Below are 21,730 nucleotides of genomic sequence, written 5' to 3' on the forward strand. Positions count from 1 at the left end.
CACCATTCGGTACGGGTATTTACGGGGTGCTGCCATGGTGCTGGTGGCTCTCCGTCGCCAGGACCCTGGCATCAGGGACTCCACAAATCTCGGTACAGCTCACCTGAGGTGCCGACGGCAGGCGGTGGTGACCAGCTGAGCGGATGGCGGAGAGCAACCGGAGTCGCAGACGGCAGGGCTCCCGGAGCCGGGCAGCGCCGGTCAGGGCAAGCATCGGCATCCAGGCCGGCAGGTCCAGGGCGCCTGACTGAGGTACTGCAGGCCAGTCAGCGCGCGAGCCGTGCAGAATGGCACTGCGTGATCCTCACCGTGGCGGCGGCCGGGTCCTGGCAGGGAAGTCGGCGGATAGCGCGTTCGTTGTGGTCGGGAAGCGGGTGTGTCAGCTCTTTCGGTAGGACGCGTCCAGGTCGGGGATCTCGACGGAGGCGTGCAGGGTGACGCCATCGACTGGCCTGACCTGGGTGGCGACCAGGGCGAGCACGGCGGCCGCGAGGCGGGCCTTGGTCGCGTCGGTGCGGCCGTGGAGCAGGCCGATCTCGACGTGCAGGACGGCGTGGCCCTCGGTCTCGGTCCCGATGGTGAAGTCCTCGACCGGGCGAAAGCGGGTCTTGCAAGCCTCCAGGCGTGCGTCGACGGTGTCGACGACGATCTGGTGCAGGGCGAGCGCGAAGGCCGGGCGGTCGAAGGCCGCGTCGAGCGGGTCGGAGTAGTCGACGGTGATCTGCGGCATGGCGGGCAGCTCCTCGGATGGGATGACATGGTCGGCTCCCACCCTACGGAGGGCGGCTCAGCCGACTCCCCAGCCCTTTCGCGCCGAAGGGTGAGCGCCCCGAGGGCCCGGCCTGGTACGCGACGCCGACCATGGCGTACACGGTGGGGAGACAAAGGGTGCGGGGTGGCCGCGTGGCCGAGTGCCGGTCTGGTGGCCGGGGCGCTCTCCGCCACGAGGCCCCGCCCTGATCCGCCCTGATCCGGGAGTCTCTGGCCGTGCTGTATCGGTCTCGTCACCCGCAGATGGCCGTGTCGACCAGGTTGGTGACCTTCTCGATCTTCTGTATGGCGTCCTTGGTCATTGCCTCCGTCGAGTCCTGCTTGGAGATGATCGCGCCGGGCAGGGCATTGACGGCCACCGTGACCTCACGGCCGTCGCTGGTCACGCCACCGCGAGTCTCGTAGCCGTGGATGTCGCCGCCGTGGCCCCACAAGGTGCCGCAGGACAGAGTGATCTTGTCGAGGCCGAGACCGAAGACGGTGTTGGGCTCCTCGTCCGGTGATTTCGACGGTCTTCTGCATCTCCTTCAGCTGCGCTGCGGGCACCACCTCGCCGCCGACCAAGCCCGCGAAGAAGCGGTTGAGGTCACGCGGGGTGGAGATCACCATGCCTACGGCTCCGGAGACCGAGGGGTCCATCTCGGTGGCATTCTTCCACGGTGCCGAGGTCGTCACCCCGGACCCACCGCCCACCCAGCTGCGTCTCGCCCTCGTCGATGCCACCACCCGCCGCGAGGCTGGCTGGTGACGCACGCCACGTTCGGCGTTCCGGGCACTCTCGCGGGAGCTGGTGCACCGAGGGCGGACCGAGTCTGCTCGGTCCGACGGACCGAGCAGAAGCTGCAGCAACAGACGGTGGCCAGCTGGGCGGGCGAGATGCCCGGGCGCCCGTCGCGCGGGTACCAGCCCGCGAAGTCCTCGTCGCACCACAGCCCGTCCAGCCGGTCTCTCACCCACCTCGCCGTCGTACCCCCTGGGTTCTCGCCCGCGCGATCTGCGCGGTCAGAGACGGGACTTGCTCACCGGAACGGGGACGGAGCGACAACTGACACCTCGGCAACTGCATCGGTCTGCGAAACAGCCCCGAGCATGCTCGCTGATCACGCCGGCGCACCGGGAAACTCCGAGATCCCCGACAGAGTCATGCTCAGGGCGACCAGACATACGGTGTCGTAGTGGTGACCGCGTGCAGGCCGAGGCGGGTGAGGATCGGGGCGCTGTCGGCTGAGGCGTCGGCGTAGACGTAGGGGACATTGCGGGCAGCAGCGAGTTGGGCTCGGTGGGCGACCATGGCTCGGTAGATGCCCTGCCCGCGCCATTCCTTGAGCGTTGAGCCGCCCCAGAAGCCGCCGAAGTCGACGCCGTCCTTGAACACCAGCCAGGCGGCGCAGACGACTTCGGTGCGTGCCTCGGCAATGAGGACGATGGTGTCCTCTGGGGCGTTCTCAATCCGGGCGGTCAGGTCGTCGGCGAGCCAACTCCAGTCCTCACCCCAGACGATGCTCTCCATAGCGGCGATGCGGTGGAGGTCTGATCTGGCGGTGACACGGCGGAGGGCCACGCCGTCGGGCAGGACGGGGTCGGCGGCAAGGTCTGCGGACTGCCCGATGAGCACGGTCTCGCTGTCCTCGGCGACGAAGCCGGCCGCCGTGAGTCGGTCGGTGAGGTCGGCGGGGAGGTCATGGGCGCGAGTCTTCCACTCGACCGCCTCACCACGGGCAGCGTAGAAGTCACGCTGCCGCGCTATGAGCGTGTCGAGTTCTGCCCCGCACACACCGAGGTCACGCGGGCCCGTGACGAAGCCACGGTGCCAACCGACGACACGGGTCAGTGGGCCGTCCTTCTCGATGCGGGCGCTGCCGCCAGGCGGAGTGACACCACGGAGCTGGGCGTCATACGCGGTGCGGAGTTTGTTGATCAGAATGTCCTTCACTCGAACACCGTACGGACCAGGTCAAGCGAATAAACGCCGGTCGAAACCGCGCGAACATCAAGCGCTGCACTCTCTCGTCCAGCCACCGGGGTCGCGGCCGCGCGCCCGCGACCCCGGTGGGGCGCGGGCTTCCTGGCGTGCGCGGGGTGGATCAGGCGGTGCCGGGCTCCTCCAACGCCACCACGACCATCACCGGAAGATCGGCGTCCTGCTGGATCACACCGGCGGTCAGGATCCGGCCGTCGAGGGTCCACTTCTTCACCCTGATGAACTCGTCCCTGTCCGCCGCCGTCTGCTCGGCCTCGACGAGGTGGCCGGCGAGCGGGGACTCCTCGATCTCGGGGAGGAAGTCGGCCAGCGCCTGCTCCCCCTGCTCGTAGACGGCATCCACGTCGTCGAAGTAGCCCGACTCGTCGACGTCGCGGATCCAGACGGCGAACGAGACGCGGACCGCCCCACTGCGGAACGTCTGGATCCAGCCCCCGCCGCCGTCCTTGTCCCACGACGTCTCCACACCGTCACGGAGCTTGCCCCCGGGTGTCCACTCCTGAGCCAAGAACCGCGCCGCCGCACCCTCGGCGGTCAGCGGAACGAGGCACCTGAGCTCTTCCAGCATTGCGATCACTGCAGCCATGAACTCATTCCACTCATGCCGTTGCCGGGCACGCGATACGCCCTCGGCTGCCCGCTGGCATAGGCCTCGGGGAAGGCCTTGGACAGCACTTCGTTCACATGCGCGGCACCCATATAGCGGACCCCCTTGCCTCCGAGATCCTCGTCGAGGGCGATCAGCTTGTCGAGCCGGCTCTCGTCGTAATACTTGAAATCGGGGTTGTACGGGGACTTCTTCCATTCGGGAAGGTTGTCACCGTCGGTCCACTTCGCCTCCGTGATCCAGCCGTCTCGCGGGCCCCCGTCGACGTGGACCTCCCGGCCGTCCGGCAGGATCCACTGCTGCTCGTAGTTCTGGTCGGTGACGAGCCGCTGGTACCGGTACGACGGGCGTTCGAGCTGCAGGCGTCGGCGATGCTGACCTGCTTGATCTTCGAGGAACGGGCTTCGACGCTGAGCCGGGTACCGTCGCACCCGGGACAGACGGTGAACGTCATCGCCCGCTCCACGAACGCGCGGACGTGCGGCTGCAGTGCGTCGACGTCCTTGGACAGCATCGACTTCCGGATCTTCGGGATCAGGCCCTCGTACGTCAGGTTGATGCCGTCGGCCTTGATCTTGGTCGGCTCCTTGTGCAGGAGGTCGTCCAGCTCCCGCTCGGTGTACGCGCGGATCGGCTTGTCCGGGTCGAAGAAGGCGCAGCCGCTGAAGACGCGGCCGTACCAGCCGTCCACGCGGCGCCGATCCACTCCTGGTGCCGGCGCTTGGGGATCTCGATGCTGACGTCCTTGAGGTTGTTCTCCCGCGCGCCGTGCACGCGGATCACTTCGTGGCTGTCGGCAGCGTGCGGCGCGGACGGCTGTGGCCGCGGCTGCGGGGTGGGCGTGTTCTGAGCCATGCTCGTCGTTCTCCAAGACTGTTATGGGCCGGGTTCGTCAGCGGCTCAGGTCCCGGAACCGCTTCACTGCCAGCGGGAAGAACACCGCGATCAGGGCCACCGGCCAGGCCACCGCGAGGAGTTCCGCGTGGGTCGCGGCCCAGGAGTCGCCACCCGCGCCCGGGTTGCCGAACAGACCGCGTACCGCGGTGGCCGTCGCCGACATCGGGTTCCACTCCACGATCGCGCCCAGCCACGACGGCATCGATTCGGGCGAGGCGATGGCGTTGGAGAGGAAGCTGACCGGCCAGACCAGGATCTGCACCGCCTGCACCAGTTCCGGTGTGCCCGCGACCATCGCCAGGTGGATGCCGATCCACAGCATCGCGAATCGCAGCAGCAACAGCAGTCCCACCGCGCCCAGGGAGGATGCGAATCCCTCGTGCCCGCGCCAGCCGATCGCGTATCCGACCGCGAGCATCACGGTCAGGCCGACGACCGACTGCAGCATGTCGGCGATGCTCCGTCCGACCAGGACCGCGCCGGAATTCATGGGCATCGAGCGGAACCGGTCGATGACCCCCTTGCCGAGGTCCTGGGTGACCGAGAGCATCGTCGCCTCGAGGCCGAAGGCCATGGTCATGGTGAGCATGCCGGGCACCAGGTAGGCCTTGAAGTCCCCGTCGACGCCCTGTCCGCCGCCGATCAGGTAGCTGAACATCAGCAGCATCATCACCGGGAAGACCAGCCCGACGACCACCTGCACGGGCCGGCGCGCCCAGTGGGCCAGCTCGCGCCTGGTCATCGTCCAGGAGTCGGCGGCCGCCCAGCTCAGCTTCGAACCCGTGCCGTGCGCCGTGCTCACACCGTGGGTCGCACTCATGCGGCGTCCTCCTTCGTCAGGTGCATGAAGACTTCGTCGAGTGTCGGCCGACGTACCGCGATGTCCTCCGCCTCGATGCCGGCCGCCTCCAGCGCCCGCACGGTCCCGGTCAGTGCGGCCATCCGGTCGGTGACCGAGGCACTGACCATCCGCCGGTCCTCGTCCACCACCACGTCACCGGGCAGGAGAGAGGCCGCGCGTGCCAACTGGTCCGTGTCGTGCAGGACCACGTCGATGCGGTCGCCACCGGCCCTGGACTTCAGCTCGTCCGGCGTGCCCTCCGCGATGGCCTTTCCGTGGTTGATCACCGCGATCCGGTCGGCCAGCTGGTCGGCCTCCTCCAGGTACTGCGTGGTCAGCAGGACGGTCGTGCCGCTGCCCACCAGTGAGCGCACCGCGTTCCACACCTCCGTGCGGCCGCGGGGGTCGAGCCCGGTCGTGGGCTCGTCCAGGAAGAGCACCTGCGGCCGGGGAATGAGAGACGCCGCCAGGTCGAGCCGCCGCCGCATGCCGCCGCTGTACTGCTTGATCGCCTTGTTGCCGGTGTCCGCGAGCCCGAACCGGGCCAGGAGCTCGTCGGCCCGCGCACCGGCGCGGCGCGCGCCGAGATGGTAGAGGCGGCCGAACATTTCCAGGTTCTGGCGGCCGCTGAGCTCTTCGTCGACGGCGGCGTTCTGGCCGAGCAGCCCGATCCGCGAGCGCACCTCATCGGCCCGGGTCCGCACGTCGACCCCCGCCACCTCGACACATCCCTCCTCGGGGCGCAGCAGCGTGCACATGATGCGTACGGCCGTGGTCTTGCCGGCGCCGTTCGGGCCGAGAATCCCCTGGACGGTCCCGGCCCGGACTGTGAGATCGAGGCCGTCGAGGGCCTGCTTGTCCCCGTATCTCTTTCGCAGGCCTTCGACGACGATCGCCAGATCGTGGTCAGACAAAACACCCTCCCTCATTCGGTAGTCAAACTTGACTAGATGGCGGCAAGATACGACACCCCATGTCGGCTGGTCAAACTTGATTACGCTGCGACGGTGTTCGGGCCGCGCCCGCTGGTGCCGGCGCCGCGGGTGACCTTGGTCCGCAGCTTTACCGTGCTGAAGGTCGACTCGATACCGTGCGCGCGCCCAGTACCGGGACTTCTACGGCTCGTCGGCGGTCTGCGCGTCCCGAAGGACCCGCAGACCGCCGGGCAGGTTCGGGAGCTGCAGGGAATTGTGGACTGCACGCCTCGGCCACCTGGCCGACACCGCCCCGACCCCGACACCGTCGCCTACGCCGACCAGCACGCCGCCCACGACAACCTCCGTGACTGGGCCCGCGATTCATGACCCACAAGATCCGGTCGATCCCTTCCACGGACACATCCACGGACAGCAGGGCCACGGCGTTCCCGGCGGCGGAGACGAGCACGGCCGGCAGCCCGTTGGCCTCCGTCCACCGCAGCTCCGTCCCGCTGCTCCTGCCGTCCCTGTCGGCGGCCCGCCGCACCCGGACCCCGTCCTCGCGGGTGCGGAGGCATCGGCGATGGGCGAGGGCCATGCAGGACTGTCCGATCAGGGGAGCGAAACCGGTCATCGTCCAGGAAGCGCCCGGGGCGTGGCTGTCCCCGGGGGACGTGCGAAGTGACCATGAGGACAACCAAGAGCACCGTCCTGTCAGAGCACCCGCACCCGTAGCCGCTCGGCGGACAGGCGGACAAAGCGGCTCGGGGATCCAGCACAGTGAGGACCCGCCCTTCCGACCTCGTCGGCAGAAACTCCCGCCGCCTTGCGAAAGGGCTTCGGCCTCTCGGTCGGGCGATACTGGTCGTGACGGCCACCCACCGCAGGAGCGGTCTCGGACGCAGGCCCCGGTCGGTGGGACGCACCTGTGTCGATGTCTTCGAGGGGAGCCGTTCATGACCACGGCGAAAGACCTGTTCATCATCGCCATGGACCTGAAGCATCCCGTGGGACAGGGCGATCTGTCCCTCGCACTCGCGGGAGCCGAGCTGATCGATCTCATCGGTGCGGGCGTGGTCGCCGTGGACGGAGACCGCATCGTGCCGGGCGGACCGCCGACGCTGGACGATCGGTTCATGCGCGAGGCTGCGGCAGGGCTCACCCGGCAAGCACCCTACGAGCGGATCGAGGACTGGCTGTGGCGCCGGGGCCGAGACCTCTCGGCCACGTACCAGGCCGCCCTGGAGCAGAACGGTGAGCTGAAGCCGCAGCGAAGCAGGCGGTTGTCCTTCGGCTCGGAACGCGTGGAACCGGTCGATACGCCCGCGCGCCGTCGTGCAGCCGACCGCTGGAATGAGAAGGAACCCGTCCTGGCCGCCCTCGCCTCGGTCGTGGGCATCGAGGACGAACGATCCGACGATGAGACCGGCCTCGATGACGAGGCGGTGACGACCGTGGTGGCCGCCGTCCACGACGCGGTGATGGAGCTGGAGGCCGTACGCCAGAGACGGACCATCGAGAATGCGGCCTTCGCCAACGTCTGGCGCGGACCGTGAGCCGAACCCGCCTTCGGGGGCGCGGGGGAGTCCGGCGGCGACGGTGAGCGGTCGCACGGCTCTTCCTCGAACACACCACGCTCCCGCCCGGCAAGGTCATCTACTACTGGGCCAGCCGTGACGTCCACACACAGCACCACCCCACCGAACTGTCGGTGTCGCTGAACCTTCTTCTCGACAGCCCCGACTCCCTGGCCGAACAACGCTCCTCGACCCCACCACCTCCACCATTACCGTGCGGCGCAAGCGGCTGCGCCGGGTCTGGCGCAGCACGGCGAGCGCGGTGGTCTCGCTGATACCGAGGCGGCCGACGAGCCGGCGTCGGCGTTCGTGGGGACCGGCTCGGCGGCCGCGGCGCCAATGTCCGTGGCTGCGGGCGGAGTGCCGGGGGCGCAGCACCAGGCCCGCACGGCCGGCCAGGCCCGCAGCCCGCGCTCGCCGGCGGGCGGGAACGGGTCGGCGCTATGGGTGCCGTAGGCGGGGACGTAGTAGTAGGAGGAGACTGTGGCGGGGGAGAGGTCCAGGGCGTCGGCGATCTGTCCGGTGGTCAGCAGTATGTCCGGGGCAGGCAGGCGACGAGCCGGGTGAACAGGTCCGGGAAGTCGCCTGGTCGGGCTCCTGGCTGATCCGGCGGGCGTTTCCAGCCGCGGGTATGCCGGCCCGAGGAACTCCTCGCGAGCGCAGACGGGATGGAACTGTTCGCCCCCGGGTTCGGGTCCATCTCCCTGTGGCTTCCGAGTGTGAGTGAAGATAATACTGAGCTTGTCGACCAGTGGGGGGTTCATCGCGCGCAAGTGAAATGCGGCCATTGCAGCCGCCGGCCTGCAAGTCGAGCGCGTGCTCAGCATGGGCCAGAGCGCAAGTCTCGAGACCCTCCGGTCAGCAAGCTGACCCAGGCCCACCGCCGGACCCGCGACAAGAAGTGAGCATGCACGTGAAAAACAGCCCCAGTGATGCCGAGTTCCAAAACGGCGTACCCCACTCGGCCAGAGTCTGGAACTACTGGATCGGGGGCAAGGACCACTACCCCGTTGACCAGCAACTGGGAGACCAGGTCATCGCAAGTTACCCCCAGACACGGGACCTCGCCCTGGCCTCACGCGCCTTCCAGGCTCGCGCGGTCCAGTACCTGGCAGGCGAAGCAGGAATCACCCAGTTCCTCGACATCGGGACCGGGCTCCCCGTCCAGAACAGCACCCACGAGGTCGCACAGACCATCCAGCCGAACGCGCGCATCGTCTACGTCGACAACGACCCCCTGGTACTGGCCCACGCCCGCGCCCTCCTCACGAGTGCACCGGACGGCATGACGGACTACGTGCACGCCGACATGCTCGATGCCGAACAAGTACTCCAGGAAGCCGGAAAAACCCTGGACATGACACAGCCTGTAGCCGTCATGGTGCTGTCCACACTGGGACACGTCGCTCCCCAGGCCGGCATCGACCTCATGCGCCGATACATGGCCGGCACCGCAGCAGGCAGCTATCTGGTCCTCTGCGACACGATCGCCACCCCACAGACACTGGCCGCACAGGAGGCGTACGCCTCAGGGGACACCCCGCCCTATCTGGTGCGCCAGCCTGAGGAGATCCTCGCGAGCGCGGATGGGATGGAACTGGCTGCCCCCGGGTTCGGGTCCATCTCCCTGTGGCGTCCGCACCCGGTCGAAGAGAGCGCTGAGCCAGTCGATCAGTGGGGGTTCGTCGCTCGTAAGCGATGAACGGTCCGCCCGGTCCGGATGCCATGGGCGGACTCCTCCGGACCGGGCGGGTCCTGATGAACCGGCATCCGCGGCTTGAGCCCAGGCGATGCGGCGTATTCGGCCAGTGCAACGACCTCTCATGCACACACGGACCGGTGCGACGGCATGACCGTTCTGGCCTTGCGATCGGCGGTCGGCCTTGGGATGGGGCAGCTGTCGGGTGTGGGGCCTTGGCGGGCAGCAGCGGGACCGTATGCTCGAACGGTTCGTGTCGCAGTCCTGACAGACCGCGCCCCGTCGGCTCGGGCCGGTGTCCCGCAGGGAGAGCGTCCGTCATGACGATCCGAAGGATGGGACGCGGGTAGCCTGCCACCAGCCCAGACAAGCCTCGGCGGTAGTGTTTCCGTCCTGCCAGGCCATGACAGCAGGGCACCATTACCCGTCGATAGAAAGCAGAAACCGCCCGTGTTCTCGGAGACCCCCATCTACAACACTCTTGTCGCCGAGCAAGGCGATGTTCCTGCCCAGGTACGCGGCGTGGCCATGGAACTGGGACAACAATTGGAGCGCGTCATGCCGCCCGGGCACCGGCCCGTCGCAGCTGTGCCGAGGCAGGACAACCAACACTCCAGACCCCACGCCTGACGATGTGGGCTGCTGCTCTCACACCGGGGCCCGCCCCACCCAGAGGGCGCGGGCCCCGGTGCCACCGCCCCGGAGGGAATCCGACGGTGGTAGCGGGGGCCCATAGACGCGCATCCACTACCTCTCGTCGGCTGACAGGGGCAACGACGGGCTGGGCGCTGCGCGAGGCACCCTCAGGGAGCTCTGCGGGCAGCGCCTTCGGAGCCACACACTGGCGGACGTCATTGACGGAATCGCCGGCCACGGCATGGGCGTCTTGCGGCCGTCCTGCTGTCCACCTGGGCTGGCGACCCTCACCGCCCGGCTGGAAGAGCGACAAGCCGGGACGATGATTGACGGCGCCGCTCGCCCCACGCCCGGTGACGGGGCGCGGAACAGTCCGCGCGTACAGAGGACATGAGCGGCCTGGGCGGCTGTGGCTTTGGGGGCTGGCCAGCGTCATCGAGCCGGTCGAGGGCGGGCTCGGTGCCGAGGTCGATGCCGAGCCGGTCTGCCAGGACGTGGGAGGCGATCGCTACGGCGTCACCGAGGAGCGACGAGCGGACGCAGCTCAGCTGATCGTCTCTGGAGACGATCGGCCTCTGTTTCTTCGGAGTGAGTCTCCTGCTGTCGGTTGCTGAGCACAGAGTCTTGACGCAGATCGTCCGGCCCGCCGTCCTGAACAGTCGCCGGGGCGTGAGTCGTTCAGCTGGGAGGGGCCGCCGAGGGCAGCCCCTGGGTGGGAGAGGCTCTCTCGTCCACCTTGCCTGTTTCGGCGTCGATGTACACCGGGTACACGTCGTCTCCGGCGTGGACAGGTACGGCCCATTGCGCTCGCCACTCGCCTTCGCGCCGGATCGCCAGAAGGTTGCCTGGACCCGTCTTGGCTCCCTGTGAGTACTTGGACGCCGCAGCGACGGCCTGCTTCTCGTCCACTCGACGAGGGGGCAGAGTCACCGGCTCTTCTGAGCGGCGGGTGAGCAGCTGAGAGACCCGTCCTGCCCTGTTGATCTGCACATCCAGACGCATGGGCATGAGCACTCCGTCGACCCGGCTGCGCCAGCTGACCATCCAGCCGAACTCCGCCTTGTCACCGACGGGAAAGGACTTCACATGAGACCCTTCCAGCCCCCACGGGAACCGTACCCTCGCGTACGTCTTTGCTGTCCGAAGCGCGTCGTCGGCGTTCTTGGGGACTGACGGCGCCCCTGTCACGGGGAAGCTGCCGGGACCTGGCCTGCTTGAACTTTCCAGACTGACCATGAGCTGCTCCTTGTCCGGCCAGCTCAGTTCGGCGAACCCTGTCTCCAGCGCGATCAACAGCGTGTCGGAGCCGCCATTCTGCCCGGACCGCAGCTGCACGTTCGCGATGTCGAAGTGATCGTCGAAGGCGGCCGCGAGCACCTGCCGAGCCTGCGCTTTCTCGTCCCCGCCTGCGATCTGCAGGCTCGTCGAGTCCAGGGCAAGCGGCGTGATCCACAGCTTCCACACCACGGCACATACGAGGAAGCCGGCCCCGAAGATGACGGCCATCGGCTTCAGCGAGGCCTGCGAGGGGAGGAGCTCACCTCGGGTGGCACGAACCGAAGCCCAAGCAGCGAGCGTTCCCAGCCCTGCGCCGAGAACGTTCATCTGGACGTCACTGTGAGGTTCCCCCGGGCAGCGGGGGAACCTCACCCCGAGCGGCAAGACCCCTATGGGATGTAGCGGCGGAAGCCCTCTGCCAGGGCTTTGAAACCACAGGCTTCGTAGAAGGTGTGGACGTACTCGTCGTCCGCCGCCAGCAACTGGACCTTGTAGCAGTCGGCCGACGCACCCAGTTGAACGGCAGCCTCCATCAGCTGACGGCCGACGCTACGCCGCTGGAAGGAGCGGGCCACCACGACGTTCTCCACGAACAGGATGGCCCGGCCACCGCGAGTGAGATTCGGCAGGGCGATGCAGTCCGCTGTTCCGGCCACGGTGCCGCCAGCGTCAGCCACCAGGATGGTCCGTCCCTGCTGCCTTGATATGGCTGCCCAGATGGCACCTGCGGATGCCTGGGGCAATGGCGTATCGTCCGGGTTCAGCTCGCTGTAGAGAGCCAGCAACGCCGACAGGTCCGCCTCGGCCGCTGACCTCACAGTGATCTTCATGCGCTGAGCCCAGAACGAGCACAGCCGCACATGCCGCCCCGCCTCTGCGCGGCCCTCGTCGACCGCCTCACCTTCAACGGCACCGTCATCGAAACCGGCACCGGCTCCTGCCGGCTCGCCTCGACGCGGGCACGGGCCAGCGCGGTGTCGGTGACGAGCTTGTGGGTGCGTTCGGCAGGGTCGCCGTTTCGTACGTACGCGGCCGAGCCTTCGGGGACCGGCAGTCGAGTTCCGGGATCCGTCCGTGCAGCGGCCTGCTGGTGTCATGCCGGTCCGTCCCCTCGACCCCGCCGCCGGGGACTTCCTCGAAGTGCTGCCGCCGGCAGGTGACCGGGCAGCAGCACCGCACGCAGAGGAAGGGGGCCCCGCAGTCTGCTCCGGCGACCGGCCCGAAGGGATCAGGCGTGATCTGCGAGCTGAGACCGGGACACGCCCTTCTCACGAGCGCAGTGCGCGCAGCAGAAGAACTGTCCGTCGGCTTGCATGCCGTGGCCGAGGATGCGGCACTGGCAGTTCACACAGGTCGGGGCGATCTTCTGGGCGGCGCACTCGATGCTGTCGAAGACGTGGAGCGTCCCTCCCGCGGCACGCACCTCGAATGCCAGCTCGTAGTCGTTGTGGCAGACCTCGCACACGGCCATGGACGGTCATCCCTTACTGCCGGAATCAATGAGCTGGGGCACTTGCAGGCCCGCGAAGGCGGCGCCCCCTGGACACTAGCGAAAGAACGCACCGATCCCCGGGCAGCACGTGCGCTGCTGCCCGACCGTGCTGGTGGAATCGCTCACACAGCGGTACCTGATGGATCTCGACGAACGGCTGTCCCACTACCCGCCCTTGGGAATGCCCCGGGATCCGGATTGCTTCCAGCACGGCCCTGAACTGCGGGCTGTCGCCCCGCTGGCCTGCGGTTGCCAGCAGCGACAACGGCTTCTGGCCCTGCTCGCAGGGCAGATGAATCTCCGTGGTCCGGCCACCGCGGGACTGCCCGGGCCGTGGCCGTCGTCGTCGGCGCGATCGACTGCGCGGCGGCGCTGGTACAGCTGGGGAAGTTCCTTGGCTGCCACGTCACTGTCTGCGACGCGCGCCCGGGTATGGGCGGTTGGTCATGGTGATCTCCGTCTGGCTTCGTTCACTTTCAGCAGCAGCGTCTGTCCGGCACTCTGGCAGCATCTGGAGGTCACTGGGCGCGGGATTGTTCACGAGCAATGACGTCTGTGTATGAGATGCCGTCCGGGAATGCCCACTACTTGAATCGCGCATGACATCTCCGGAACAATTCGTTCGGCGCTGAACGATGACTCGCGTAGGGTGCCTCAGTCATCGCGGTGGAAGGCGGGTTGTACGTGGCACCCAAGAAAGTGACGCGGGATCAATTGGCAAATGCGGCACGGGCCGCGCTGGGCGGCGGGCGACGGCTGGAAGCGGTCGAGCGACTCGCGGGCGGCACCACAAAGGGCGTATACCGGCTGACTATGGACGACGCCACGACGGCAATCGCCTATCTGTGGGAGGACTCCGAGAACTACTGGCCGGCCACCGAACACGACGGCGACCTCGCTGACCCGTTCTCGCCCGGCACCGGGCTCGACCTGTTCGAGGCCGCGCACGCGCGGCTGGAGGCGCTGGGCCTTCGGGTCCTCAAGATCCACCTGGCCGACCATGACCACACCCACTACCCCGCCGACCTCGCGATCGTCGAGGACCTGCCCGGCGAGGACCTGATGAACCTGCGCAACCGCGACCCGCGCACAGCAGAGCCGACCATGATGCGCCTCACCGAGAGCCTGGCAATGATGCGCGGCCACCGGGCGCCGTCCTTCGGCAAGGTGGCACTGATCGACGCGGGCGGCACGTCACGGTCGGCCTCGTGCGAGCAGGCAGCGCTCACCTTCGCGCTGCGCTGCCTCGTCGAGGCGACCGCGCGCGACCACAGGATCGCCGACGCCAGCGATCAGTTGGAGGAGCGGCTGCGTCAGCTGACGGCGGCGGTGCGGCCGCGCTCCGAGTACTCCGTCGTCCACGGCGAGCTGGGCCTGGACCACGTCAGGGTCGACAAAGACGGCCATCCCGTCCTGATCGACATCGAGAACCTCCTGTACTTCGACATCGAGTGGGAGCACGCCTTCCTACGCCTCCGCCATACCGCCAGCCAGTACCAGCAGTTGATGGTGGACGGCCTCGACGAGGACCGCCTCACGCTCTACAAACTCACCCAGCATCTCTCGCTGACAGCCGGCCCGCTGCGCCTGCTCGACGGGGACTTCCCCGACCGGGAGTTCATGCAGGGGGTCGCCGAGCATCACCTGAACGAGGCGCTGGCGATGGTCCCGGCTGGTTGAAGATGTGACGCATCCGCCGTGCCGGGCTGCGCCCGACGCATACGCCCGCAGTACTGATCTCGCGAGGCCGGATCGACGAGCAACTGGGAAGGATTGCCGGTCTCGCGCCTCTCGACGAACGCCGCAAGGCGTTCAGGCTGCTGACCGCGATGCTTCGATCGCCGACGCACGGCGCCGTGAGCGCTCCTGCTCCGGCACGTTCTCGGCAGCGCACTGGGCAAGGGCGGCAGCGAGGCTCCCAGCGGCCGCAACGTCCGGGTACAGCTCGGGATCCGGCAGGCGCTGCTGCCGGGACGGGCCAGGTCCAGTCATGCCGACATGATCACGCCTTTTGAGTCAGCAACCAAGTGGGGAGTGAGAGCGGACCTGGGGAAAATCAAAGGGCCTCATCAATGCCGGGCGGGTCAGCAATTGGGTCAGAGGCCAGAGGTGTCCGGCCCGGCCGCGGTGGCCATGCACGCCTCCGTCCGGCGCGTACATCCCCAGGGGTGACGTACCGCGGTGACGTGCCCTGCTGAGTGGACGGCCGGCAAACGCATCGGGCCCTGGGACTGTTGGCTCAGAACGAGTCGCCATGCCAGTGGGTTGCTCCCGTGGCCTGCAGCGTGGCGCGTATCGCCTCCGGCGGGGCAAGGAGCGGGCGGGCCATACCCACCGTCTGTGTCCGCTCCCGGACCTGATCCTGGGCGAGGAGCCGGGGCAGGGCAGCGCGGACGGCTGGATCCTCGGGGAGGTGGGCCCGGCCGACTGCGGCGCCCGCCGCACGGGCCCGGCGGGCCACCGCAGCGAGCAACTCACCGAGGGCCGCCGGTGCGGCTTCCGTCACCGCGCACTCGCGGACCTCGACGGCCTCGCCGATGTGCTGGGTCACGGTGTAGCCGACCGCCGTCCCTCCGTTGTCCTCGGCGATCAGCCATTCGGCGCCGGGGCCGTACCAGGCGGGCACGCGGTGGATCCAGTCGTTGGCCGTCCGCACCGCGGTGAGTGGGCGTGCGGCGTTGAATCCGGCGTGCAGTTCTGCCAGCCGCGGGGCGTCGGACGGGGTGGCCGCACGGATGCGGAAGCGGGGCTCGGGTGGGCCAACAGTGGTGAGCGGGCCCTCAGCCCAGGAGGTGCGGAAGCCGGTCCAGCCCGAGCGCTCGTAGACCCCGGGAGTGGCCGTGAACAGCAGGGACCATGCGCAGGACTCGGCGGTCATGGCCTCGGCGGCAATGGTGAGCAGTCGGCGAACCAGGCCCTGGCCCCGTGCCTCGGGGCGGGTGGCGACATTGCCGATACCGCCCACCCGTTCGACCCGGCCGCGGGCGTCGCGGAGCTCCCGCGGCACGTAGCAGACGACGGCGTCGACCGTGTCACCGCGCGCGGCCACGAAGGTCCGCCGGTGGCGGTCGGGGTCCAGGGCGTGCAGCGCCGGGAGGTGCGGGGCGTCGAAGCAGATCGCCCATAGCGCGTGCACGGCTGCCTCGTCGGCCGGGGCGAGGGTGCGCAGGGTGTGTGTCATGGCGTCAAGTTTCCTTCTGTGCTGACCCGGTCACCAAAGGGTGGCAGAGCTGAGCGTCGTACGCCGCGTTCGCGGCGGGGCAGATGAAGAGCATCCGGTGCACCTGTTCGGCGAGCACGCCGCCGTCCACGACGATCCGGGCCCCGTTGATGTACGCCCCGGCGTCCGAGGCGAGCAGCAGCGCGCCCACGTTCTCGTCGGGCACCGAGTAGCAGCCAAGCGGAATACGCTCCCGGTAGGCCGTCTCGAACGCATCGCGGTCGAAGGGGAACGCGCCGTCGATCGGGGTCCGGACCGTGCCGAGTGCGAGGGTGTTGGCGGTGATGCCGTGCGGTGCGAGTTCGACGGCGAGGGCTGAGCACCGCATCGACGACACCGGACCACGGCGTACGGTCGCCGTGGCCCGGTGTCCGCGCGTGGGTGTCACCCGCGCCTGGTCTGTTGAAGTCTCACGGCGTCGACGTATCCGGTCATGAGGTTCCACGCGGACGAGTACAGCGAGACGCGGACCGACGCCGTACCAGGCGGAGCCGTACCACTCGCCTGCGCGTCGATCCAGCGCCGCTGGTCCGCGCTGCGGAGCGGTGCGCTCGCCATCCGGCCGACCGGCTGGCCGGCCCCGTCGAGGAAGCTCAGCAGCAGCACCGAATCGTCGGTGTTTCCGTCCTCGATGTATACCTTGGCGCGGGCCCGGTAGTACGCCCCCGCGGCAGCCGGCACCGGCTCACTGGTCAGCTCCGCCGACGCCTCGGGGCCGCTCCGGGCCGCATCGACGATCTTCATGCTGCGTCTGCCGGTGTACGCCCGCTCCTGGGAGAGGGTGAACAGGGTGCCACCGCCCTGCCACCCTGGGACGGCGCCGTCGTCCAGCGGCGCCACCTCGAAGCCGGCGTTGTCGACGGCCACGGCGCCGGTCCGGCCGTGGCGCACCGGGATCATCCGCAGCCGGGACTCCGCCGTCTTGCCGAGGAAGTAGATGTTCTCGTGGCCTTCGGCGTCCCGGGCCAGGGTCATGAAGGCGACCTCCTCGTCGTAGTTGCCGAGTGTCACGTGGTCCATGGTCTTGGGGTCCACAACGGTGAGCTTGCTGGCCAGGGTGGTGTACAGCAGGCCGTCGGCGCCCCAGCGGAGGTAGACCGGCCGCCACATGCCGTAGTTCTTCACCTCGGGGTAGACGTTCTTGTGCTTGACGACCTGGAGGGTGTCCGGGTCCATCGCGAACAGGAATCCGTCGGCCGCGCCCCACAGCAGGCCGTCGCGGCCGAAGCTGAGACCGCTGATCATCTTCGGGCTGTCGAGGCCGGGGAGGTCGAGGGTGAACTCCTTGACCTTGCGTTCGCCGGCGACATCCCAGACGAACATCTTGGCCTCGGACTCGGTGGTGTCGGTCCCCAGACCGCCGTAGACGGTGGTGGAGCCGTAGATCCGTCCGCCGCGCTGGGCGAGCCCGGCGACGCTCTGGTTGTGGACGATGTCGGGGTAGGTCTTCTTCTCCTCGTCGTCGGGGTCGTAGATGGTCAGCGCGCCGCCGAGCTTGCCGTAGTCGGGGATGGAGCCGATGAGCAGCTTGCCGTCGTGGGCCTTCATCACGTACGGCCGGTCCTGTTCGGAGCCGAGACGGAACTTCTCGGAGACGGCCGGGGTCGCCGCGTCCAGCTTCGCCGAGGAGATGATGCCTCCGGGGTAGATGCCGAAGTACATCGTGTCGCCCAGGCCCGCCATGCCCTCGGCCTGGCCCATCGGGAAGCTGGTGGTGCGGCCGGTGCGCGGGTCGAAGCGGGACCCGGTGCCGCCGGGGTAGCCGCTCATGAACAGCGTGCCGTCCGGCGCCGCCTCCAGGTTGTGCAGCGGGTTCGGCGCGCCCTGCACCACCGAGGGCAGCACCTTGCTCCGCCGTGACGCGATGTCGAATGCGGTGATTTTGCCGCCCGACTGCAGGGTGACGAGCGAGGTCCCGGGGAGGTCCGGATCATTGAGCGGTACCCAGGCGGCACCGCGCAGCGAGGTACCGAAGGCGATTCCGGTCGAGCGGGACTCCAACGTCGCCGTGTCGATCTCGTACAGCTCGCGGTTGTTGGTGACGTACACCTTCCCGTCCCGCGACTGAAGCTGGTTGAAGGAGAAGACCCCCGCGTCCGAAGACGTTTTCTTGCCGACGGACTTGTCGCTCCACTTGCCGGCGTCGAGGTCGTAGAAGAGCAGCTTCATCTGCGGGTCGGCGAACTTGACGAACAGCCAGCCGTCGACGACCGCCATGTCGTAGGCGAAGGGCACCTTCTGGGGCTCCACTCCGAGGAGCGCCGGGACCTGGCCGGAGATCTTCGTCTTCGTACCGGTGGCGGTGTCGAGCCGGATGACGTCACCGACGGAGCCCACGCCCGCGTAGACGGATCCGTCGTGGTAGGCGATGGAGCGCACGTACTGCTGGCCGGGCACCATCTGCCCGTAGTCGTGGAAGCCCTTGCTCTGCGGGTCGTATCTGAACACCTTGCCGTTGGGGAAGGTGCCGATCCAGACGTTGCCCTCCGGGTCCGTGGTCATCGACCACAGCGACTTCTCGCCCGGAACGGTGCCGAGCTTGCGCACTTCCTTGTCGGTCGGGCTGTAGCTCCACAGCTCTCCCGTCTGGCCGCCGGTGATGGCGGCGATGTAGACGGTGCCGTCGGGGCCGATCGCGTGCCGCCAGGACTGCTGCACGCCAGGCAGCGTGAACGAGCGCAGCAGCCGGTTGTCCCGGATGTCGATGACGTTGAAGATCGCGTTCTCGGCGGAGACCGTCGCGTACATCGTGGGCCGGCCGTCCTCCGTGCCCACCACGGCGTCGCTGATGGAGACCGTTTCCTGCTGGACTCCGAGGTCGGCCTCGGGGCCGAACCACGTCCGGTCCAGTGCCGATTTACTGGTGCCGCCACCTCCCCAGGCCGCGGCCAAGGGTGCAGGACCCGTGACCAGAACGGTCAGGGCGAGCAGCAGGATGAGGAGCGGTCTAGGGCGTTTTCGGGGCACCGTGGTCCTCCAGATTATAAGAGTCTTCCCAATAAGTGGGCGTTTTTTCGCGGACTCGAGCGACCTCAGCGTCCTCCTGACGCTTGACCATCGCAATGTTTTCGTGGACTCTCTGATTAATCCCTATGGCTGAAACGACGTCAAGAGGAGTACATGGACGCATCCCGACCCGCCGGCGGTGACTTGGCGCAGCTGCGTCGGCTCAACGCGTTCGGCGCGCTGCGGGCGCTGAGAAGTGCCGGCGCGCCGGTGACGCTGACCGAGCTGGCCACGCTCACCGGTCTCTCCCGCGCCTCGGCGGAGGACCTCGCCACCGAGCTGACCGACCAGGGGTGGGCGGCCGAAGTCCCGCCCGCGCCCGGCGCGGTGGGGCGGCCGGCCCGCCGTTACCGGTTCCGGGCCGAATCCGGTCACGTCTTCGGGCTGGACATCGGCGCCCACAGCGTCCTCGCCGTGCTCGCCGACCTCTGCGGCACGGTCGTCACCACGGCCCGCCGAACGGTGCCGCCGGACATCCGGCGCGCCGACCGGCTTGCCGTCATCGGCGACGTGATGACCGAGTGCCTGGACGACGCGGGAATCGACGCCCACCGGATCTGGACGATCAGCGCCGGCACCACCGGCGTCGTCGGCCCGGAGGGAGACGTCGTACTCGCGGGAGCGGCCGCCGACTGGACCGGTGTACGGCTCGCCGAGCACCTGGACGAACGCTGCGCCGGGGCGGTCCTGGTGGACAACGACACCCGGCTGGCCGCACTCGCCGAGCAACGCCTCGGTGCGGCACGGGACATCGAGGACGCCGTCTACATCCACGCCGGTCTCGGCCTCAGCGCGGCGTTGATCATCGGCGGCCGGGTGCACCGGGGACACGGCGGCGCGGCGGGCGAGATCGGCAGCTTCCCCGTCACCCCCTGGGCGACCGCCGCCACCCGCCTGGCGTGTTGTCCCGCCGTCCCGTCCGACGTACCCCCGCGGAACGCCGCCGCCCATGTGCTGGCCGCCGCCCGTCGGGGCGACGCCGTCGCCGTGCGCGCCGTCGACCGCTACGCCAGCGACGTGGCCCTCGGCCTCGCGGCCATGGTGCTGACCGTCGACCCGCAACGGGTCGTGCTGGGTGGGGGACTGGCCCAGTCCGCCGACGTCCTGCTCCCCCGCCTCCGTAACCGTCTGGAGCCGCTGTGCATCCGGGTCCCCGATCTCCAGCCGTCCTCGCTCGGCGACGACCGGGTCGCGCTCGGTGCGATCTGGCGAGCCGTCGAGCACGTCGAGACGACGTATCTCGCGCACAACCGGCGGCCCACGGCGGAGCGCCCGTGAACGGCCGTTCCGGACCTCCCGTCATCGACCCGGGCAGCCCGTGTTCCGGATCGCAGAGACCACTGCGCGGTCCGTCTTCCGGCTTTCAGGCGACCCCGGTACGCGCCGTATGCATCGGCAGCCGGCCCTGTCAGCTCTCCGCACCCGGTAACCGTTCACGGCTCCGCGTCCAGGCATCGCCGCGGGAGGCGCCTCCCGGCCCCACCGTACGCCTTGTCCGTCGCGTGCCTCTCCTTCACTTCTAGGGAGCTCTTGGGAATGTCCATGCACCTTCCGATATCCGATCGGCCCGTACGGGTCGCGCTCGTCGGCGCCGGCAACCGCGGTCTGACGTACGCCGAGTGGATCAAGGCGCACCCCGAGCGCGCCGAGCTCGTCGCCGTCGCCGATCCGCGCCCCGCGGCGCGGGCCGCCGCCGGCGCACCCGTCGAGTTCGACGACTGGCGGCCGCTGGTCGAGAACCGCATCGCCGACGCCGTCGTCGTCGCCACCCAGGACCGCTTCCATGTGGAGCCGGTGCTGGCCCTGGCCGAGGCCGGCTACGCGATCCTCGCCGAGAAGCCCCTCGCCCCGACCGAGGAGGAGACCCGGCGGATCGTCGCGGGCGTGGAGCGGGCCGGAGTCCTGTTCGCGGTGTGCCATGTCATGCGGTACACCCCGTACACCGACCTGGTGAAGGAGGTCGTGGACTCCGGCGTACTCGGTCAGCTGGTCTCCCTCGACCATCTGGAGCCGGTCGGCTGGTGGCACTACGCCCACAGCTATGTGCGCGGGCCGTGGCGCAGCGAGAAGGACTCCTCGCCGATGCTGCTCGCCAAGTCCTGCCACGACCTGGACTGGATCACGTACGTGATGGGCGGCCGGATCGAGCAGGTCTCCAGTTTCGGCGGGCTGAAGCACTTCCGGCCCGAGAACGCCCCGGTCGGTTCCGCCGGGCGCTGCCTCGACTGTGCGGTCGAGTCCGACTGCCCGTACAGCGCGCTGAAGCTCTACATGCCGACGCTGCGCGAGAAGGGCGCGGTCTGGCCGGTCACCCATGTCACCGAGGCGACCGACGAGGCCGGTCTCGTGCAGGCGCTGCGCGAGGGCCCGTACGGCGTCTGCGCGTACCGCGGCGACAACGACGTGGTCGACCACCAGGTCCTCGCCATGCAGCTCGCGGATGGGGTGACCGCCACCTTCCAGATGGTGGCGTTCACCGAGCAGACACACCGGCAGACCCGGATCTTCGGCTCGCACGGCTGGCTGATCGGCGACGGCGAGCGGGTCACGGTGCAGGACTTCCGGACCGGCGAGTCCACCGTCCATGAACTCGGCGCCTCCGGTTCGAACGCGGCGGACGGGCACGGTGGCGGGGACGCCGCGCTCGTCGACGCGTTCGTCACCGCCGTCGCCACGGGTGACGCCGGGGCGGTCCGCTCCGGTCCCGCCACCTCGCTCGGCAGTCATCTGGCGGCGTTCGCCGCCGAACGTGCCCGGCACACCGGCACCGTCCAGACGGTCCCGGCGCAGTGACTTCTTCTCTTCCCC

20 protein-coding genes and 3 pseudogenes are annotated in these 21,730 nt (G+C 68.8%); 8 read left to right on the plus strand and 15 right to left on the minus strand.

Annotated features, from left to right (window positions below):
- Positions 1–102: 102 nt before the first annotated feature.
- The 3 genes and pseudogenes from ACWCQ6_RS24240 to ACWCQ6_RS24250 all read right to left on the minus strand — a co-directional run.
- Positions 103–241, minus strand: a pseudogene (locus tag ACWCQ6_RS24240) (IS1380 family transposase); the annotation flags it as partial.
- A 138-nt stretch (positions 242–379) separates the two neighbouring features.
- Entirely contained in the window at positions 380–730 is a 351-nt protein-coding gene (locus tag ACWCQ6_RS24245; RefSeq protein WP_451092426.1) for a 5-carboxymethyl-2-hydroxymuconate Delta-isomerase, read from the minus strand.
- A 274-nt stretch (positions 731–1,004) separates the two neighbouring features.
- Positions 1,005–1,157 carry a hypothetical protein gene (locus ACWCQ6_RS24250; protein ID WP_451092428.1) on the minus strand — a complete coding sequence of 51 codons (153 nt, stop codon included), beginning with the start codon at positions 1,155–1,157 and terminating at the stop codon, positions 1,005–1,007.
- A 113-nt stretch (positions 1,158–1,270) separates the two neighbouring features.
- On the opposite strand from ACWCQ6_RS24250, the gene ACWCQ6_RS24255 reads away from it, so the two are divergent.
- On the plus strand, positions 1,271–1,519 hold the full coding sequence (locus tag ACWCQ6_RS24255) for a hypothetical protein (protein WP_451092430.1): 249 nt from the start codon (positions 1,271–1,273) through the stop codon (positions 1,517–1,519).
- Between the two features lie 399 nt (positions 1,520–1,918).
- Here the strand turns inward: ACWCQ6_RS24255 and ACWCQ6_RS24260 are convergent, their stop codons facing one another.
- From ACWCQ6_RS24260 to ACWCQ6_RS24285, 6 genes and pseudogenes are all read right to left on the minus strand, one after another.
- Positions 1,919–2,704, minus strand: a complete 786-nt coding sequence (locus ACWCQ6_RS24260; protein WP_451092432.1) for a GNAT family N-acetyltransferase — start codon at positions 2,702–2,704, stop codon at positions 1,919–1,921.
- Positions 2,705–2,855: 151 nt separating this feature from the next.
- Complete coding sequence (locus ACWCQ6_RS24265) at positions 2,856–3,338, minus strand: hypothetical protein (RefSeq protein WP_451092434.1); 483 nt, start codon at positions 3,336–3,338, stop codon at positions 2,856–2,858.
- Positions 3,326–3,790 (minus strand): hypothetical protein, encoded by a 465-nt coding sequence (locus tag ACWCQ6_RS24270; RefSeq protein ID WP_451092466.1) that lies wholly within the window; start codon positions 3,788–3,790, stop codon positions 3,326–3,328. The genes ACWCQ6_RS24265 and ACWCQ6_RS24270 overlap by 13 nt, the downstream gene beginning before the upstream one ends.
- Positions 3,712–4,044, minus strand: a pseudogene (locus ACWCQ6_RS24275) (excinuclease ABC subunit UvrA); the annotation flags it as partial. The gene ACWCQ6_RS24270 and the pseudogene ACWCQ6_RS24275, both read right to left, overlap by 79 nt.
- A 207-nt stretch (positions 4,045–4,251) precedes the next feature.
- On the minus strand, positions 4,252–5,076 hold the full coding sequence (locus tag ACWCQ6_RS24280; protein ID WP_451092436.1) for an ABC transporter permease: 825 nt from the start codon (positions 5,074–5,076) through the stop codon (positions 4,252–4,254).
- Positions 5,073–6,011, minus strand: a complete 939-nt coding sequence (locus ACWCQ6_RS24285; RefSeq protein ID WP_451092438.1) for an ATP-binding cassette domain-containing protein — start codon at positions 6,009–6,011, stop codon at positions 5,073–5,075. The genes ACWCQ6_RS24280 and ACWCQ6_RS24285 overlap by 4 nt, the downstream gene beginning before the upstream one ends.
- A gap of 959 nt (positions 6,012–6,970) precedes the next feature.
- On the opposite strand from ACWCQ6_RS24285, the gene ACWCQ6_RS24290 reads away from it, so the two are divergent.
- Positions 6,971–7,570: a GOLPH3/VPS74 family protein gene (locus ACWCQ6_RS24290; protein ID WP_451092440.1), complete on the plus strand. Its 600-nt coding sequence runs from the start codon at positions 6,971–6,973 to the stop codon at positions 7,568–7,570.
- A 928-nt stretch (positions 7,571–8,498) separates the two neighbouring features.
- Positions 8,499–9,293 carry an SAM-dependent methyltransferase gene (locus tag ACWCQ6_RS24295; protein WP_451092442.1) on the plus strand — a complete coding sequence of 265 codons (795 nt, stop codon included), beginning with the start codon at positions 8,499–8,501 and terminating at the stop codon, positions 9,291–9,293.
- A gap of 1,311 nt (positions 9,294–10,604) precedes the next feature.
- On the opposite strand, the gene ACWCQ6_RS24300 is transcribed toward ACWCQ6_RS24295, so the two are convergent.
- Entirely contained in the window at positions 10,605–11,531 is a 927-nt protein-coding gene (locus ACWCQ6_RS24300) for a PepSY domain-containing protein (protein WP_451092444.1), read from the minus strand.
- 62 nt (positions 11,532–11,593) lie between these two features.
- Positions 11,594–12,034 carry an N-acetyltransferase family protein gene (locus ACWCQ6_RS24305; protein WP_451092446.1) on the minus strand — a complete coding sequence of 147 codons (441 nt, stop codon included), beginning with the start codon at positions 12,032–12,034 and terminating at the stop codon, positions 11,594–11,596.
- 36 nt (positions 12,035–12,070) lie between these two features.
- On the opposite strand from ACWCQ6_RS24305, the pseudogene ACWCQ6_RS24310 reads away from it, so the two are divergent.
- Positions 12,071–12,175 (plus strand): annotated as a pseudogene (locus ACWCQ6_RS24310) (IS21-like element helper ATPase IstB); the annotation flags it as partial.
- 257 nt (positions 12,176–12,432) lie between these two features.
- On the opposite strand, the gene ACWCQ6_RS24315 reads toward ACWCQ6_RS24310, so the two are convergent.
- On the minus strand, positions 12,433–12,675 hold the full coding sequence (locus ACWCQ6_RS24315) for a hypothetical protein (protein WP_451092448.1): 243 nt from the start codon (positions 12,673–12,675) through the stop codon (positions 12,433–12,435).
- 699 nt (positions 12,676–13,374) lie between these two features.
- Between ACWCQ6_RS24315 and ACWCQ6_RS24320 the strand changes: the two genes are divergently transcribed.
- Together ACWCQ6_RS24320 and ACWCQ6_RS24325 are read left to right on the plus strand one after the other, a co-directional pair.
- The gene (locus ACWCQ6_RS24320) at positions 13,375–14,376 is read left to right on the plus strand and encodes a phosphotransferase (protein ID WP_451092450.1); all 1,002 of its coding nucleotides are present in this window, start codon (positions 13,375–13,377) and stop codon (positions 14,374–14,376) included.
- A 71-nt stretch (positions 14,377–14,447) separates the two neighbouring features.
- On the plus strand, positions 14,448–14,711 hold the full coding sequence (locus tag ACWCQ6_RS24325; RefSeq protein ID WP_451092462.1) for a hypothetical protein: 264 nt from the start codon (positions 14,448–14,450) through the stop codon (positions 14,709–14,711).
- 224 nt (positions 14,712–14,935) lie between these two features.
- Here the strand turns inward: ACWCQ6_RS24325 and ACWCQ6_RS24330 are convergent, their stop codons facing one another.
- The 3 genes from ACWCQ6_RS24330 to ACWCQ6_RS24340 are packed head-to-tail and all read right to left on the minus strand — an operon-like array spanning position 14,936 to position 18,808.
- Positions 14,936–15,877: a GNAT family N-acetyltransferase gene (locus tag ACWCQ6_RS24330; RefSeq protein ID WP_451092452.1), complete on the minus strand. Its 942-nt coding sequence runs from the start codon at positions 15,875–15,877 to the stop codon at positions 14,936–14,938.
- Between the two features lie 4 nt (positions 15,878–15,881).
- On the minus strand, positions 15,882–16,361 hold the full coding sequence (locus tag ACWCQ6_RS24335; protein ID WP_451092454.1) for an SDR family oxidoreductase: 480 nt from the start codon (positions 16,359–16,361) through the stop codon (positions 15,882–15,884).
- Positions 16,301–18,808, minus strand: a complete 2,508-nt coding sequence (locus tag ACWCQ6_RS24340; RefSeq protein ID WP_451092456.1) for a hypothetical protein — start codon at positions 18,806–18,808, stop codon at positions 16,301–16,303. Before ACWCQ6_RS24340 ends, ACWCQ6_RS24335 begins: the two co-directional genes overlap by 61 nt.
- Before the next feature lie 228 nt (positions 18,809–19,036).
- Here ACWCQ6_RS24340 and ACWCQ6_RS24345 point away from each other — a divergent pair, with 228 nt between their 5' ends.
- Together ACWCQ6_RS24345 and ACWCQ6_RS24350 are read left to right on the plus strand one after the other, a co-directional pair.
- Positions 19,037–20,200 carry an ROK family transcriptional regulator gene (locus ACWCQ6_RS24345; RefSeq protein ID WP_451092458.1) on the plus strand — a complete coding sequence of 388 codons (1,164 nt, stop codon included), beginning with the start codon at positions 19,037–19,039 and terminating at the stop codon, positions 20,198–20,200.
- Between the two features lie 258 nt (positions 20,201–20,458).
- Positions 20,459–21,715, plus strand: coding sequence for a Gfo/Idh/MocA family protein (locus tag ACWCQ6_RS24350; RefSeq protein ID WP_451092460.1), 1,257 nt, complete (start codon positions 20,459–20,461; stop codon positions 21,713–21,715).
- The last annotated feature ends 15 nt before the right edge of the window (positions 21,716–21,730 follow it).

It is taken from the genome of Streptomyces sp. NPDC001880 (assembly GCF_053594575.1).

Bases quoted from the DNA above. Each gene is read 5' to 3' on its own strand.
- ACWCQ6_RS24330 (WP_451092452.1), bottom strand. From the start codon at position 15,877: ATGACACACACCCTGCGCACCCTCGCCCCGGCCGACGAGGCAGCCGTG.
- ACWCQ6_RS24350 (WP_451092460.1), top strand. From the start codon at position 20,459: ATGTCCATGCACCTTCCGATATCCGATCGGCCCGTACGGGTCGCGCTC.
- ACWCQ6_RS24245 (WP_451092426.1), bottom strand. From the start codon at position 730: ATGCCGCAGATCACCGTCGACTACTCCGACCCGCTCGACGCGGCCTTC.
- ACWCQ6_RS24300 (WP_451092444.1), bottom strand. From the start codon at position 11,531: ATGAACGTTCTCGGCGCAGGGCTGGGAACGCTCGCTGCTTGGGCTTCG.
- ACWCQ6_RS24315 (WP_451092448.1), bottom strand. From the start codon at position 12,675: ATGGCCGTGTGCGAGGTCTGCCACAACGACTACGAGCTGGCATTCGAG.
- ACWCQ6_RS24295 (WP_451092442.1), top strand. From the start codon at position 8,499: ATGCACGTGAAAAACAGCCCCAGTGATGCCGAGTTCCAAAACGGCGTA.
- ACWCQ6_RS24305 (WP_451092446.1), bottom strand. From the start codon at position 12,034: ATGAAGATCACTGTGAGGTCAGCGGCCGAGGCGGACCTGTCGGCGTTG.
- ACWCQ6_RS24345 (WP_451092458.1), top strand. From the start codon at position 19,037: ATGGACGCATCCCGACCCGCCGGCGGTGACTTGGCGCAGCTGCGTCGG.
- ACWCQ6_RS24265 (WP_451092434.1), bottom strand. From the start codon at position 3,338: ATGGCTGCAGTGATCGCAATGCTGGAAGAGCTCAGGTGCCTCGTTCCG.
- ACWCQ6_RS24280 (WP_451092436.1), bottom strand. From the start codon at position 5,076: ATGAGTGCGACCCACGGTGTGAGCACGGCGCACGGCACGGGTTCGAAG.
- ACWCQ6_RS24290 (WP_451092440.1), top strand. From the start codon at position 6,971: ATGACCACGGCGAAAGACCTGTTCATCATCGCCATGGACCTGAAGCAT.